Annotated in this window: 10 protein-coding genes; 1 reads left to right on the top strand and 9 read right to left on the bottom strand. The window is 40.2% G+C overall.

Annotation, left to right across the window (positions count from 1 at the left end):
• The 4 genes from KTH84_RS16250 to KTH84_RS16235 all read right to left on the bottom strand — a co-directional run.
• Positions 1-2,582: Ig-like domain-containing protein (locus tag KTH84_RS16250; RefSeq protein WP_262474196.1), on the bottom strand; the 2,582-nt coding region annotated here is incomplete at its 3' end.
• 457 nt (positions 2,583-3,039) lie between these two features.
• Positions 3,040-4,542, bottom strand: coding sequence for a cation:proton antiporter (locus tag KTH84_RS16245; RefSeq protein WP_133972075.1), 1,503 nt, complete (start codon positions 4,540-4,542; stop codon positions 3,040-3,042).
• A gap of 242 nt (positions 4,543-4,784) precedes the next feature.
• The gene (locus KTH84_RS16240) at positions 4,785-5,684 is read right to left on the bottom strand and encodes a neutral zinc metallopeptidase (protein WP_262474193.1); all 900 of its coding nucleotides are present in this window, start codon (positions 5,682-5,684) and stop codon (positions 4,785-4,787) included.
• A 27-nt stretch (positions 5,685-5,711) separates the two neighbouring features.
• Complete coding sequence (locus KTH84_RS16235; protein ID WP_262474192.1) at positions 5,712-6,641, bottom strand: DUF808 domain-containing protein; 930 nt, start codon at positions 6,639-6,641, stop codon at positions 5,712-5,714.
• Positions 6,642-6,849: 208 nt separating this feature from the next.
• Between KTH84_RS16235 and trpS the strand changes: the two genes are divergently transcribed.
• Complete coding sequence (trpS, locus tag KTH84_RS16230; protein ID WP_016137032.1) at positions 6,850-7,863, top strand: tryptophan--tRNA ligase; 1,014 nt, start codon at positions 6,850-6,852, stop codon at positions 7,861-7,863.
• Positions 7,864-8,265: 402 nt separating this feature from the next.
• Here trpS and sucD read toward each other — a convergent pair whose 3' ends face one another.
• The 5 genes from sucD to KTH84_RS16205 form a co-directional block, all read right to left on the bottom strand.
• The gene (gene sucD / locus KTH84_RS16225) at positions 8,266-9,156 is read right to left on the bottom strand and encodes a succinate--CoA ligase subunit alpha (RefSeq protein WP_003655479.1); all 891 of its coding nucleotides are present in this window, start codon (positions 9,154-9,156) and stop codon (positions 8,266-8,268) included.
• Between the two features lie 14 nt (positions 9,157-9,170).
• Positions 9,171-10,337, bottom strand: a complete 1,167-nt coding sequence (gene sucC / locus KTH84_RS16220) for an ADP-forming succinate--CoA ligase subunit beta (RefSeq protein ID WP_003655470.1) — start codon at positions 10,335-10,337, stop codon at positions 9,171-9,173.
• A 147-nt stretch (positions 10,338-10,484) separates the two neighbouring features.
• Complete coding sequence (gene lpdA / locus KTH84_RS16215) at positions 10,485-11,918, bottom strand: dihydrolipoyl dehydrogenase (RefSeq protein ID WP_042897586.1); 1,434 nt, start codon at positions 11,916-11,918, stop codon at positions 10,485-10,487.
• Positions 11,919-11,979: 61 nt separating this feature from the next.
• The gene (odhB, locus tag KTH84_RS16210; RefSeq protein WP_133972066.1) at positions 11,980-13,170 is read right to left on the bottom strand and encodes a 2-oxoglutarate dehydrogenase complex dihydrolipoyllysine-residue succinyltransferase; all 1,191 of its coding nucleotides are present in this window, start codon (positions 13,168-13,170) and stop codon (positions 11,980-11,982) included.
• Positions 13,170-16,010 carry a 2-oxoglutarate dehydrogenase E1 component gene (locus tag KTH84_RS16205; protein ID WP_133972065.1) on the bottom strand — a complete coding sequence of 947 codons (2,841 nt, stop codon included), beginning with the start codon at positions 16,008-16,010 and terminating at the stop codon, positions 13,170-13,172. Before KTH84_RS16205 ends, odhB begins: the two co-directional genes overlap by 1 nt.
• Positions 16,011-16,047: the final 37 nt, after the last annotated feature.

The following is a 16,047-nucleotide window of genomic DNA, read 5'->3' as shown; positions in this document are numbered from 1 at the left end:
ACCGGTGCATTTGGTGCGGTGGTATCAATCGTCACCACTGCAGTATCTGTTCCTGCATTGCCTGCAGGGTCAGTTGCCGTCACGGTAATGGTGTGTGGACCGTCAGTCAGTGCAGGCAAGCTATTGTCTGCAAGCGTCCAGGTGCCATCGCCATTGTTTACTGCTGGATAGTCTGTGCCATCTACATTCACCACCACAGTTGCTGCTGGATCATTGACTGTACCGGTAAGCGCTGGGGTGCTGTCGTTGGTGAGTACATCATCAAGCGCTACTGTCGGTGCTAATGCATCAACAACGCCTGTTGTAGGTGATGATGGGTTGCCTGCTGGGTCTGTAGCAATCGCTTCAACTTCATCGCCATCATTAAGACCTGGATTTGGTACAGTCCAGTTACCATCCGGTCCTGCTACAACACTTGCTGTACTGCCATCAGGATAAGTTATTGTCACTGTTGAACCAGGTTCTGCTGTACCCGTAATTGGATCTGTCCCGTTAACCGGGTCAATCACTGGTGCTGCTGGTGCGGTGGTATCAACTGTATATGTTTGTGTGTCGTTAACAGTGCTGCTATTACCTGCTGCATCTGTAAACGTTACTTTCGCATCAATCGTTTTATCTGTATCTGCCGTTAAGCCACTGCCCGGTACACTTACTGTCCATGTACCTGCAACCTTGTCTACAGTTGCGGTATAAGTTACCCCATTAATAAGAACTGTAACGGCTGTATTCGCCGCATCCGCCGGAACGTTTTTGAGAACACCTGTAATTGTGACATTACCTGATGCTTCTGACGCATTAATCACGTTGTCCGCTGTGACAGAGTCAACTGCAAAGTTAACACCATCCGTATTTGGGCCAACTGCATCAACAATAGCTGTGCCCGGCAATGACGGGTTGCCTGCCGGATCTGTAGCAATCGCTTCAACTTCATCGCCATCATTCAAACCTGGATTTGGCACAGTCCAGTTACCATCCGGTCCTGCAACGACACTTGCTGTACTGCCATCAGGATAAGTTACTGTCACTGTTGAACCAGGTTCTGCTGTACCTGTAATTGGATCTGTCCCGTTAACCGGGTCAATCACTGGTGCTGCTGGTGCGGTGGTATCAACTGTATATGTTTGTGTGTCATTAACAGTGCTGCTATTACCTGCTGCATCTGTAAACGTCACTTTGGCATCAATGGTTTTATCTGCATCTGCTGTTAAACCACTGCCCGGTACACTTACTGTCCATGTACCCGCTGTACTATCTACAGTTGCAGTATAAGTTACCCCATTAATAACAACTGTAACGGCTGTATTTGCCGCATCTGCCGGAACGTTTTTAAGAACACCTGTAATTGTGACATTACCTGATGCTTCTGACGCATTAATCACGTTGTCCGCTGTGACAGAGTCAACTGCAAAGTTAACACCATCCGTATTTGGGCCAACTGCATCAACAATAGCTGTGCCAGGTAATGACGGGTTGCCTGCCGGATCTGTAGCAATCGCTTCAACTTCATCGCCATCATTCAAACCTGGATTTGGCACAGTCCAGTTACCATCCGGTCCTGCTACAACACTTGCTGTACTGCCATCAGGATAAGTTACTGTCACTGTTGAACCAGGTTCTGCTGTACCTGTAATTGGATCTGTCCCGTTAACCGGGTCAATCACTGGTGCTGCTGGTGCGGTGGTATCAACTGTATATGTTTGTGTGTCGTTAACAGTGCTGCTATTACCTGCTGCATCTGTAAACGTTACTTTCGCATCAATCGTTTTATCTGTATCTGCCGTTAAGCCACTGCCCGGTACACTTACTGTCCATGTACCTGCAACCTTGTCTACAGTTGCGGTATAAGTCACCCCATTAATAACAACTGTAACGGCTGTATTCGCCGCATCTGTTGGAATATTTTTAAGAACACCAGTAATCGTAACGTTACCAGCTGCTTCTGATGAGTTGATTACATTATCAGATGTAACTGGATTAACCGAAAAAGTTACCCCATCTGTATTTGGTGGTGTTGTGTCGGTAGGTGTTGAAGAGCCGTCATCATCGCTATCACTGTTTGATGCTGCTGCAATGATACCACCCGCAACTAATGGGATAGCCCATAACCATGGGTTTATGCCCGCATCGTGGTAAAGCAATGGTTCAATTGAAGAAATAGGCTGATAAATAACATCAGACACCAACTCTTGTGGTGCCTCTGCAGGTAAAGCCGCTGGTAAATCTTCGGCTACGAGTGCTTGTGGGTCAACATCACTGTCGGCATCCGCATCCGCATCCGCATCCGCGTCTGCATCATTTTCAGCATCTTTGAATTTTGCCCAGATTAGCTGTCCATTTTCGTCTTGAAAAACAAGGCTGTTATCTTTAGGCTCAGCTGTTCCACTAAAAAAGCCTTCAATAACAATAGTCTCACCATTTTTCAGGCGAATGACTGCATTGGTTCCCTCTCTATTTACTACCAATACATCACTGGCAGCAACTTTTACCAATACGACCGACGCTTCTGTAAGCGAAGCAGAAGTTCCCTTGATGGTTGACAAGGTGTCGTGACTATCCTTGGCAATTATTTGTATTTCAGGCATATCTGTATTCCTTTTATATTATTGATTTAAATGATTTTATGTATAATTCTTTTTACTTAATGTTTTCAAGTTTTTGACCTACAACTTAAAAACATTAAGTAATGTGATCATTTTTACATTAACCACTTTAAAATAAAAAAAACAAATACTAAAGTACCTACAGAAAAAATTTTAATTAATACAAATTATATATAAGTCTTTTTTAAGTTTATCTTGTGTTAATTTAAGGAAAAACCACCTTAAATGTTTTATATATAAAACAAATTTCTTATTTTATTATTTACCATTTGTTGAAATGTCATTTAATTAAAATATTCATATAACAATTATTAATATCTTAATAAAATAAAATATATTATTAATGATACATATAGAAAAAAAAGGCTTTAGGTAATATTTTACTATTACACTAAAACCTAATTTTTAAATATCTTATAAAATTTAAAACTGCAAATATTTAGAAATTATCAGGACTCTCAAATCGTTTTACTTCTTGTAACTTATTTGGGTCATGCATTGTTGCAATTCCATCTTCAGTTTTTTGGTCTACCAGAATATCTGGATTAAAAACGGTAATTGTTTCTCTACCCAGCGCATCCTCTCCAACAATATATTGAAAGCCTCTCCGATTCATCTTATGACACAATCTTTGATATAGACCTTTTAAGCCTTCGGTTTCTTCATTGGGATTGTAATAAAAAGCATTCATCACAGCTGGCAAACCCAGACCGCACACAATGCCCGATAGCAATACACTAATAAAAGTATAGCCAATCAAGATACTGCTATATGGACTTAATGCGGGAATATTGGCAACTGCCAAAATCAATGCAAGTGAAATCCCCCCTCGTACCCCACCCCAAGATAAAATGGTTAAACTACCATTATAACTTTTCATTTTTCGCATGTTCGGGAAAAAGGCAAAAGCCATAAAGTTGGCCGCAAAACGAGAGATATGTAAAATAAAGAACGCAACAATACCGCCTAAAATTAGGCTGAAGTTTAAATCAAGAATAAATAACTCTAAGCCAATTAAAGTAAACAGGAATGAGTTGATGATCCCTTCTACGGTATGCCAAAAATGATTAACTTCTTGAATCTCGCGCTCTTCTCGTATTTCTTTCCATTTGTTTCCAACAATTAAACCACCAATTACACAAGCAATCGGTGCTGATGCATGAGCAAACAAAGCCACTAAATATGCTCCACTCGCGAGCAAAGCTGTTGTTAAAATTAGGGACTCCATTTCGTGTTTACCACGTAATAGACGTAACACCCCTACCCCAAATGCCCAACCAATCCCGACAGCGACAACAATTTCATAGAGTAAAGCCTCTAATGTTGCTACTAACGAGAAATGTTCACCCTGTAAAACGTTGAGTAAAGTCATAAATAATGCAATACACATCGCATCATTAAATAGTGACTCACCTTCTAGCTTAACAATCAAATGATGTGGTGCACGTATCGAACTAAGCACACCTTTAATACCAATTGGGTCTGTTGCTCCTAAAGCTGCACCTAAAAGTAAAAGCACCAAAATTGGCACATGATATCCAACCAGTAGTTGGAACCCGTAGAGCAATCCACCAAATAAAACGGCGCAAATGACTAATGCAATGGTGGCCAAAATACTAATTTGCTTCCAGTAGCTTCTTAAATCAGAAATTTTAAATTTAAGTGCAGAGGAAGTTAGAATAAAACAGATGACACCATTAATTAAAAAATCATAAAAATCGATCTGGCGTACTACTTCCTCAATATGGTGGATATTGATGGTAATAAATTCGTTACCGTTTAAGAGGCTTGCACCCCATTGCAAGATAAAGACAAAAATTGCTGAGACCAGCGGTACACCAATAGCCTGTGGAAAGCCTAAAATGCGCTTATTAAAGATCGTGGTTGCTATTGATAATGCAAAAACCACTGTGAATGCTTGTAGTAGAAAAAAATTACCCATGAATACCCTTCTTCTGGGTCAACGACCAAATAAGAGAAACTTTGTTAGATCGACCAAACTTAATAAAAAAACTGGCATGAAGAATGCCATAATCATAAAAACAGAAATTAGGGCACAAGTTTAACGAATTGAATGAACAATCTATCACTCTGTTAAATTTCTTAACATTATTTATAGTTATAAGTTAAAGAAAAATGGATGAGCTTCTTAAATATATTTAACAAGACTCATCCTATAAAAGATTAAACTGGATTATTAAAAGTATCGCATTGGTTAATATCACCAGTTTTTAAACCAACCTGAAACCAGCGCATTCGCTGTTCACTACTACCATGAGTAAAGCTATCTGGAACAACCTGACCAGTAGAGCGCTTCTGTAAATAATCATCTCCAATTTTTTGAGCAGCATCCATCGCTTCTTCAATATCGCCTTGCTCTAAAAATTGAGTTCGCTGTTGATTATGACTCGCCCAAATTCCCGCTAAACAGTCAGCTTGTAATTCTTGACGAACAGATAATTGGTTACCTTCTGTTTGGCTTGCTTGCGCACGGGCTTGTTGTACTTGTGAAGAAATACCAAGCAAGGTTTGAACATGGTGTCCTACCTCATGTGCGACAACATACGCTTGGGCAAAATCCCCAGCTTGATCTTGCCTAGATAGTTCACTTTGATTTTGCTCACCAGAAATTCCCATTTGCTTACGCATATCTTTGAAAAATTCTGTATCGATATAAACCTTCTGGTCTGCCGGGCAATAAAATGGTCCCATGGCAGATTGAGCAGTACCACACCCAGACTGAATCATTCCACTAAACAACACTAATCTTGGCGGCGTATAGGTTTTACCTAACTGTTTAAATATAGGAGTCCACGTATCCTCTGTATCAGCCAAAACAGTTCCAACAAAATCAGAGGCTTCTTTTTGCTCGGCTGTTAAACTTTCCGGTGCAGTTGCATTTGACTGCTGTGATGCAGTGACCTGCTGAGTTGCCTGATAAGCTTGTTGTGGATCCACCCCAAAAAACTTCCACGCAACAAATGCAACAACCAAACCAATAATACTGATACCACCTGCTCTAGCACCGCCACCACCTCGGCGATCTTCAACATTGGTACTAATTCGACGACCTTTCCAGCGCATAATTTCCCTCTTCTTTTTAGAATGGCATCATGAACCCGATGCTTTTTTAGGCCACATTTTTTGTATTAAGCTTACGATTAATAGAACAATTGCACCAGCAACCAATCCTATTCCAAAGTTAATCAATGTTGGTGTTAAAGCACCAATGATATTTCCTACCGCTGGTATAGTTTCTACATGATCCACTGTACTTTCAGTCAGATGATGAAGTAATGGAATGGTATGGTTAATGATCCCTCCCCCTACCAAAAACATCGCAATAGTGCCCACGATCGAAAGTAATTTCATCAAAATAGGAGCAAAAGCTAATAGGCCTCGACCTATAGTCTGCTTAAAAGAAGCCGTTTGATTTGTTAAATATAATCCCAGATCATCAATCTTAACAATCATGGCAACCAAGCCATAAACACCAATCGTCATCACAATTGCAATAACACTTAGGACGCTTACCTTAGTCATTAAAGTAGCTGTAGCAACTGTACCGAGGGTAATTACGACAATTTCTGCAGATAAAATAAAGTCTGTCCGAACAGCACCTTTAATTTTATCTTTTTCAAATGTTGCTAAGTCTAATTCTTCGTTTTCAAGCTCTGCTTTGGCCTCCTCAGGAGTTGAGGACTTTTTATGCATAAAAGTATGAATAACTTTTTCCACACCTTCATAACATAAAAACAAACCACCTAGCATTAACAAAGGGTTAATGAGCCAAGGCGCAATCACACTAATTAATAGTGCTAAAGGTACTAAAATGAGTTTGTTAACAAATGAACCCTTCGCTACCTTCCAAACGATAGGTAATTCTCGGTCTGAGCGGACACCTGTAACTTGCTGAGCATTCAAGGCTAAATCATCACCTAAAACTCCGGCAGTTTTCTTTGCTGCCATTTTACTCATTAAAGCAACATCATCTAAAATCGTTGCAATATCATCTAATAGTAAAAGTAAGCCACTTGCCATTTCTTATCCAAGTTTGTATTTATTGAGACTATTGTAAGATGATTTTTTTTAATTTCTGTAATTTTACTGAATAAATTCACAATATTATTTTAAGAAAAGTTTACCCAATCGCTGACGAATTTTTTTTATTTCCCGTACAATAATGCCAATCTTTTATATTGCAGGGCTTACTACCCCTGATTAAGCCAATAAGACAGTGGAATAAATAATGAGTAATGTTGATCAGCGTCCAATTATTTTGACAGGCGACCGCCCAACCGGACAACTTCATCTTGGGCATTTTGTCGGTTCTTTGCGTTCTCGTGTAGGTTTACAGGACAGCCATCATCAACATCTCTTATTAGCAGATGCACAAGCATTAACAGACAATGCAGATAATCCAGATAAAGTCCGTCGCAATATTTTGGAAGTTGCTCTAGATTATTTAGCTGTAGGCATTGATCCAACGAAAACCACGATTTGCGTACAATCATGCTTGCCAGCACTTAATGAGCTCACCATGCTCTATCTTAACTTCGTGACGGTTGCACGCTTAGAACGTAACCCGACCATTAAGTCTGAAATTCAAATGCGCGGTTTCGAGCGTGACATTCCTGCTGGTTTCCTCTGCTACCCTGTTGCACAAGCTGCTGACATTACTGCTTTTAAAGCAACTGTTGTTCCAGTGGGTGAAGATCAGATTCCAATGATTGAACAAACCAATGAAATTGTACGTCGGATAAATCGTCAAATTGGCCAAGATCTTTTACCAGAATGTAAAGCTTTACTTTCAAATATGGCACGTTTACCTGGTTTTGATGGTAAGGCAAAAATGTCTAAATCATTAGGTAATACCATTGTTTTAAATGCTTCTGATAAAGACATTAAAAAAGCTGTAAACGCAATGTATACCGACCCAAATCATCTTCGTATTGAAGATCCAGGTCAGGTTGAAGGAAACATTGTATTTACTTATTTAGACGCATTTGATCCAAATAAAGAAGAAGTTGAAGAATTAAAAGCGCATTATCGTCGCGGTGGTCTAGGCGATGGAACTGTTAAAAAACGCCTTGAAGGTGTTTTGAAAGAATTGATCAGCCCTATCCGCGAACGTCGTGAAGAACTTGCTAAAGATCCTGACTACATTATGGATGTTTTACGCCAAGGTACAGATAAATGTCGTCTCATTACTCAACAAACCTTAGATGAAGTTAAAGACGGTTTAGGATTATTTAAATTCTAATTCTCTTAAAAACTTAAAGCCCTTCGGGGCTTTTTTTGGCTTATAAGGCTCACTTTTTTAGAATTACTAATGTATCCACTGTCATTCACATGCTTTTACCCTATTAACGTGAAGTAACACTTATTAACGCTAATAGCGATGAAGAATTTCTTAACTATCTCTATTATTCACTATGTAGGTTATTTCGTATGAACCTCACGACATTTCTCCTTAAACCGAAACTGTTTTTACAGATTCGTTGTTCTACGCAATGATCACCCCAATCATTGCGTATTTTTTTGCTTAAATATTTTGTCTTCTTTAGAGATATTATCTTCTTGATTCTTTATTTTTAATTCAATAGATAAAAAAACACCGCATCATTTTCAAATGCGGTGCTTTTTAAGATTCAGAATAAAGCGATTAAGCTAAACCTTTCTCTTTTAAAACTTGCAACATTGTTGAACCAAGTTCAGCAGGGCTACGAGTGTAAGCCATTCCCGCACGTTCAAATGCAGCGAATTTCTCTTCAGCAGTACCTTGACCACCAGAAATGATCGCACCAGCGTGACCCATACGCTTACCTTTAGGTGCAGTTACACCAGCAATGTAACCTACTACAGGCTTAGTCACGTTAGATTTGATGAATTCAGCAGCTTCTTCTTCCGCTGTACCACCGATCTCACCGATCATGATGATAGCATCAGTATCTGGATCGTCTTGGAACAATTGAAGAGCTTCGATTTGGTTCATACCTGGGATTGGGTCACCACCAATACCGATACAAGTAGACTGACCTAAACCAAGCTTAGTTGTTTGAGCAACAGCTTCATAAGTCAATGTACCTGAACGTGAGATGATACCAATACGACCTGGTTGATGAATGTGACCAGGCATAATACCAATCTTACATTCACCCGGAGTGATCACGCCTGGGCAGTTAGGGCCAACTAAACGAGTACCGTTACCGTTAGTTTCTAAGTAGCGTTTTGCTTTAAGCATGTCAATTGTTGGAACACCTTCAGTGATCACAACGATTAGACCAACACCTGAATCAACCGCTTCAACGATAGAGTCTAAAACGAATGGAGCTGGAACATAGATAACAGATGCATCTGCATTTGTTTCACGTACAGCTTCTTTCATTGTGTTGAATACTGGCAAGTCAAGGTGAGTTGTACCACCTTTACCTGGAGTAACACCACCAACAACTTTTGTACCGTAGTCTAAAGCTTGTGCAGAGTGGAATGTACCGTTTTTACCAGTAAAACCTTGTACCAATACTTTAGTGTCTTTATTAATTAATACGCTCATGATTGATACTCCCCTTACGCTTTAACTGCAGCTACAACTTTTTCTGCGGCATCAGACAAGCCGTTCGCAGAAATTAATTTCAAACCAGATTCATCAAGTAATTTAGCACCTAATTCAGCGTTGTTACCTTCTAAACGAACAACAACTGGAACAGTTACGTTTACTTCTTGAACCGCTGCAATAATCGCTTCAGCAATCATGTCACAACGTACGATACCACCAAAGATGTTAATTAAAACACCTTGTACAGATGTATCAGCAAGGATGATTTTGAACGCTTCGATTACACGTTCTTTAGTCGCGCCGCCACCAACGTCAAGGAAGTTTGCAGGTTGACCACCATAAAGTTTAATGATGTCCATAGTTGCCATTGCAAGACCAGCACCGTTAACCATACAACCAATGTTACCTTCTAAAGCAACATAGTTAAGATCAAATTCAGATGCTTTTAATTCACGCTCATTCTCTTGAGACTTGTCACGTAAAGCAGCAACTTTAGGTAAACGGTAAAGCGCGTTAGAGTCGATACCAACTTTTGCATCTACACATAAAATATCGCCATTTTCACGAACTGAAAGTGGGTTAATTTCGAATAATGCAAAGTCATTTTCAACAAATGCTTGGTAAGCAGCAGCCATAATTTTAACAAACTGGCTGATTTGCTTGTCTTTCAAACCTAATGCAAACGCAACTTCACGCGCTTGGAATGGTTGTAAGCCAACTAATGGATCAACTTCAACTTTGATAATTTTTTCTGGAGTTTCTTCTGCAACTTTCTCGATTTCTACACCACCTTCTGTAGAAGCCATGAAAGTAATACGACGGCTAGAACGGTCTACAACCGCACCCAAGTAAAGCTCGCGCTCAACTGGGTATACGTCTTCAGCAACAATAATGCTGTTTACAGGTTGACCATTTGCATCAGTTTGATACGTTACAAGACGAGTACCAATAATGTTGTTTGCAAATTCGATAACATCTTCTTTAGATTTTGCAACTTTAACGCCACCAGCCTTACCGCGACCACCAGCATGAACTTGCGCTTTCATTACCGCGAATTTACCACCAAGCTGTTCGAATGCAGCAACTGCTTCGTCTGCATTGGTTGCCAAGATACCTTCTTGTACCGGCATACCATATTCTTTCAATAACGCTTTAGCTTGATACTCATGTAAGTTCATTTAGTTACCTACTTAACTTTGTTTGTTGTCTTCAATTTGCGCAACATTCTCATGTTGTATATGCAAATTGCTGTCTACCTCTATCACCTTGATGTTTTTTTAATCACACCATCAAATGTGAAAAAGAGCGGAGAACCGCTCTTTATTTTATTTACGCTTACGTTGAATCGCGTGAATTGCACGACCATCTACAGCAAGTGCAGCTTCATGAACAACTTCAGAGAATGTTGGATGACCAAATGTCATTAACTGAAGGTCTTCAACAGAAGATACAAATTCAAGTGCGATCATACCTTGATGTACGATATCAGATGCAGCAGGTCCAATGACATGCATACCTAATAAACGGTCAGTTTTTGCATCAGCAACAAACTTAACGAAACCTGCACCTTCACCCGCAGCTAAAGCACGACCATTTACAGCAAAACCGAATTGACCAGTTTTAACTTCATGACCTTTTTCTTTAGCTTGTTCTTCAGTTAAACCAACCCATGCCGCTTCCGGATGTGTATAGATAACAGAAATGATTGTGTCATAGTTCACTTGAGCTGCATGACCGTGGATACGCTCAACAGCCATTACACCTTCTTCCATTGCTTTATGAGCAAGCATTGGACCACGAACCAAGTCACCAATTGCATATACACCTTCTACAGAAGTTGCACAGTAATCATTAACTTCAACTAGACCACGTTCAGTCAATTTAATGCCTGAATCATCTGCCAATAAACCTTCTGCATAAGCTTTGCGGCCTACACAAACGATTAATTTGTCAAAAGTCTGAGTTTTTTCTTCGCCACCTTGAGTGTATTTAACAGTCACTTCACGACCATTAACTTCAGTACCAGCAACTTTAGCGCCAATACGAATATCAAGACCTTGCTTAGTTAAAAGTTTTTGGTAGTCTTTTGCCAAAGCTTTATCAGCCATTGGTAAAAATGCATCCATTGCTTCAAATACAACAACTTCAGAACCAAGACGACGCCAAACAGAACCAAGCTCTAAACCAATTACACCAGCACCAATAACACCTAAACGTTTAGGTACTTCTGGGAAGTTTAATGCGCCAGTTGAATCAACAATAATATCTTGATCTACAGGAGCTACTGGAATATTTACAGGTACAGAACCAGACGCAAGAATCACGTATTTAGGTTCTAAAACTTGAGTTTCACCTTCATGTGAAACAAACTCAACTTTTTTACCAGCAAGTAATTTACCAGTACCTTTTAACCACTCAATACCATTGCCTTTAAGCAATTGATCGATACCACCAGTTAATTGGTCAACAATTTTGTCTTTACGAGCAAGAAGCTTAGCAAGATCAAAATTCACTTCACCTGTAGTAATACCGTGATCAGCTAAATGATGCACTGTATCTTCATAACGATGTGAAGAGTCAAGTAATGCTTTAGAAGGAATACAACCTACGTTTAAGCATGTACCACCTAAAGATGGCTTACCGTTGTGAATACGTTTTTCGATACAAGCGACTTTAAAACCTAGTTGAGCAGCACGAATTGCAGCTTCATAACCACCAGGACCACCGCCAATAACAACAAGATCAAATTGTTGAGACATTGTTTATCTCCATGGTCCGAGATAGAGGATCACTCTATCTCGGTAATATTATTCGAAGAAATTAAAGATCAAGGATGAGTTTAGCTGGTTCTTCTAACAATTCTTTGATTGCTACCAAGAAACCTACTGCTTCTTTACCATCGATCATACGGTGGTCATAAGAAAGCGCTAAATACATCATTGGCAAGATTTCAACTTGACCATTTACTGCCATAGGACGCTCTTGGATTTTGTGCATACCCAAGATACCAGTTTGTGGCTGATTCAAAATTGGAGTTGAAAGTAATGAACCGAAAGTACCACCGTTAGTGATAGTGAAAGTACCACCAGTCATTTCTTCGATAGATAATTTACCATCACGTGCTTTAGCAGCATAAGCACCAATACCTGCTTCAACTTCTGCATAGCTCATACGATCAGTATCACGTAATACTGGAACAACAAGACCACGATCAGAAGATACTGCAACACCGATGTCATAGTAACCATGATAAACAATATCATCGCCATCAATTGAAGCATTTACCGCAGGATAGCGCTTAAGTGCTTCAGTTACAGCTTTAACAAAGAATGACATGAAGCCTAAACGAGCACCATGGCGCTTTTCAAACGCATCTTTATATTGCTTACGCAATTCCATGATTGGCTTCATGTTAACTTCGTTAAATGTAGTTAACATTGCAGTTTCTTGAGTTGCAGAAAGAAGGCGCTCAGCTACACGCTTACGTAAACGAGTCATTGGAACGCGTTTTTCGATACGCTCACCAACAGCTACGCTTAACGGAGTAACGTTAGCAGCTGGTTTAGCTTGATGGTTTGTCACATCTTCTTTCGTGATACGACCACCACGACCAGTACCTTGTACGTCAGCAGCAGCAATACCAGTTTCAGACAAAGCTTTACGAACTGCAGGAGCTTGACCAGATACAGCTTCAGTGCGCTCAACAACAGGAGCTGCACCAGCTTGAGTTTGAGCAACTGCTTGCTCTACTGCAGGAGCAGCCGCTGCACCAGCACCAGCTTCAAACTGAGCAATTACTTCGTCAGAAAGAACTGTATCGCCTTCACCTTTAATGATTGCAACTAAGCTACCATCTGCAGGAGCAACCACTTCTAAAACAACTTTGTCGGTTTCAATATCACAGATTACTTCATCACGTGATACAGGTTCACCCACCTTTTTGTGCCAAGTTGCGATGGTTCCATCTGCAACTGACTCTGGGAATACCGGTGCTTTAATTTCGGTTGCCATTATTGAGAATCTCCTGATTGTTCAGCTTCGAGTGCCAATGCATCATTAATTAGCTGAGCTTGTTGTTTTGCATGCAAGTACGGTGAGCCACAAGCTGGTGCAGCAGAAGCTTCACGACCTGCAAAACTGATACGGATTTGTTTGCCAGATTTTAAGATATCGTCGTATAAACGCGGTGCGATAAATAACCAAGCGCCTTGGTTCTTCGGCTCTTCTTGGGTCCAAACAAGTTCTTTCACGTTTGGATATGCAGCCAAGATTTCCGCAAGACGTTGTTCTGGATATGGATATAACTGTTCAATACGTACGATTGCAACGTTAGTTAAGTTTTGTTCACGACGTTTTTCAAGTAAGTCGTAATAAACTTTACCACCACAAAGTACAAGACGAGTTACATCAGACTTGTTAATTTGATCAACTTCATCAATTACAGTCTGGAATGAACCATTTGCAAGCTCTTCTAAAGTAGAAGTCGCAAGTTTATGACGAAGTAAAGATTTCGGTGACATTACAATCAACGGCTTACGAATTGGGCGTACAGCTTGACGACGTAATGCATGGAAAATCTGTGCAGGTGTCGTTGGAGTGATCACTTGCATGTTATCTTCAGCACATAACTGTAAGAAACGTTCTAAACGAGCTGATGAGTGCTCTGGACCTTGACCTTCGAAACCGTGTGGTAACAACATTGTTAAACCACAAACTCGTTCCCACTTAGTCTCGCCAGAAGCAATAAACTGGTCAATTACAACCTGAGCACAGTTTACGAAGTCGCCAAATTGCGCTTCCCAAATGATTAAGCTCTTAGGAATTGTAGTTGCATAACCATATTCAAATGCAAGAACAGCTTCTTCAGATAATAAAGAATCATAAATTGCAAAACGAGACTGGTTTTCTTTGACATTGCAAAGTGGAATATATGTTGATCCATCTACTTGGTTATGCAATTTTGCATGACGGTGTGAGAATGTACCACGCCCAACGTCTTCACCAGTAATACGAACAAGGTAATCTTCATCAATCAAGGTTGCGTAAGCTAAAGTTTCAGCAGCACCCCAGTTCAATGCAGTTTCACCAGTTTGCATTTTCACACGATCTTCAATAACTTTTTGCACTTGACGCTGCATAACAAATCCTTCCGGAAGTTTGCTCATGCCCTCGCCTAATTCTTTTAAGCGATTTAAGTCAAATGAAGTGTCCCAATCGTCTGTATAGTCATGGCCCAAATAAGGCGTCCAATCAACAAACATTTTTGTATTTGGTTCAAGTACTAAAGCGTTTGCAACATGGTTTCCGGCTTCTAAATCTGCACGGTAATCTTCAACCATTTGGTCTGCTTCAGCACGATCAATTACTTTGTTTTGAACAAGCTGATCTGCATATAGTGTACGAGTTGTTGCTTTTTTAGCAATCACTTGATACATCAATGGTTGTGTACCAGATGGCTCATCTGCTTCGTTATGACCACGACGACGGTAACAGAACAAGTCAAGCACAACATCTTTACGGAATTCGTGACGGAAATCATGTGCTAATTGAGTAGCAAAGATTACTGCTTCAGGATCATCGCCATTCACATGGAAGATTGGCGTCTGAATCATTTTTGCAACGTCAGTACAATATTCAGTAGAACGCGCATCACGTGGATCAGAAGTTGTAAAACCAACTTGGTTGTTCACGATAATGTGTACAGTACCACCAACCGTATAGCCACGAGTTTGTGACATCTGGAAGGTTTCCATGTTCACACCTTGACCTGCAAATGCAGCATCACCATGAACAATTACTGGCAATACATCGTCACCGCCGATGTCTCTACGACGCACTTGACGTGCACGTACAGAACCTTCAACTACAGGACCAACGATTTCCAAGTGAGATGGGTTAAATGCTAATGCCAAGTGAACTTCGCCACCAGGAGTCATTACATTACTTGAGAAACCTTGATGGTATTTAACGTCACCAGAACCTTTCTTATGAATAGCTTTACCTTCAAACTCGCCAAACAAGTCTGCAGGGTTTTTACCCATAATATTAACAAGAAGGTTTAAACGGCCACGGTGTGGCATACCAATAACAACTTCTTTACAACCAACAGTACCAGCACGTTGAATGATTTCATTCACCATAGGAATAAAAGATTCACCACCTTCCACACCAAAGCGTTTAGCACCAACGTATTTATTACCTAGGTATTTTTCAAGCCCTTCTGCAGCGGTTAAACGCTCCAAGAACCCTTTCTTTTGATCATTTGTAAAATTAAGCTGACCACGAACACTTTCAAGACGTTGCTGAATCCAACGCTTTTCTTTTGTGTCCACGATATGCATATATTCAACACCGATTGAACCACAATAGATTGCTTCCATTGCTTCAATCATTTCACCAAGCGTTGCTTCGCTTTTGCCAATCTCAAGATTGCCTGTGTTGAATACTGTGTCTAAATCTGATTTGGTTAAACCATGTGCTGAAAGTTCTAAATCAGGAATATCTTCACGCTTAGCAAGACCTAATGGATCTAATTTAGCTTTTTGATGTCCGCGATTACGATAAGCAGCAATAAGTTGTAAAACGCCAATTTGACGACGTTCATGCTCAGTACTTACCGTACTTTGTACAACAGGTTGAACACGATTAGCATTACGTCCTAGTAATAGGAATTGCTCACGCACAGCGCCGTGTGGTTGGTCACCCTTTGGATATTTATCGAAATATTGGCGCCAGTCCTCAGCTACAGAGGTTGGGGAAGACAGGTACTGCTCGTAAAGTTCTTCAATATACGCTGCACTATCAGCGGAAAGTTCAGTGTCAAGACGCAATGCGTCAGCAACTTCTTGCATTTGTGGACCCATTTCCTATTGCAAAAAATATTACAGG

It is taken from the genome of Acinetobacter sp. WU_MDCI_Abxb74 (assembly GCF_025513915.1).
Taxonomy (GTDB): domain Bacteria; phylum Pseudomonadota; class Gammaproteobacteria; order Pseudomonadales; family Moraxellaceae; genus Acinetobacter; species Acinetobacter calcoaceticus_C.
This window is presented reverse-complemented; position numbering and strand designations above follow the sequence as displayed.

What these genes read in the sequence shown, in the direction of transcription:
- odhB (WP_133972066.1), bottom strand. Translation starts at nt 13,170, where the DNA reads ATGGCAACCGAAATTAAAGCACCGGTATTCCCAGAGTCAGTTGCAGAT.
- KTH84_RS16240 (WP_262474193.1), bottom strand. Translation starts at nt 5,684, where the DNA reads ATGCGCTGGAAAGGTCGTCGAATTAGTACCAATGTTGAAGATCGCCGA.
- KTH84_RS16205 (WP_133972065.1), bottom strand. Translation starts at nt 16,010, where the DNA reads ATGCAAGAAGTTGCTGACGCATTGCGTCTTGACACTGAACTTTCCGCT.
- KTH84_RS16245 (WP_133972075.1), bottom strand. Translation starts at nt 4,542, where the DNA reads ATGGGTAATTTTTTTCTACTACAAGCATTCACAGTGGTTTTTGCATTA.
- lpdA (WP_042897586.1), bottom strand. Translation starts at nt 11,918, where the DNA reads ATGTCTCAACAATTTGATCTTGTTGTTATTGGCGGTGGTCCTGGTGGT.
- sucC (WP_003655470.1), bottom strand. Translation starts at nt 10,337, where the DNA reads ATGAACTTACATGAGTATCAAGCTAAAGCGTTATTGAAAGAATATGGT.
- trpS (WP_016137032.1), top strand. Translation starts at nt 6,850, where the DNA reads ATGAGTAATGTTGATCAGCGTCCAATTATTTTGACAGGCGACCGCCCA.
- sucD (WP_003655479.1), bottom strand. Translation starts at nt 9,156, where the DNA reads ATGAGCGTATTAATTAATAAAGACACTAAAGTATTGGTACAAGGTTTT.
- KTH84_RS16235 (WP_262474192.1), bottom strand. Translation starts at nt 6,641, where the DNA reads ATGGCAAGTGGCTTACTTTTACTATTAGATGATATTGCAACGATTTTA.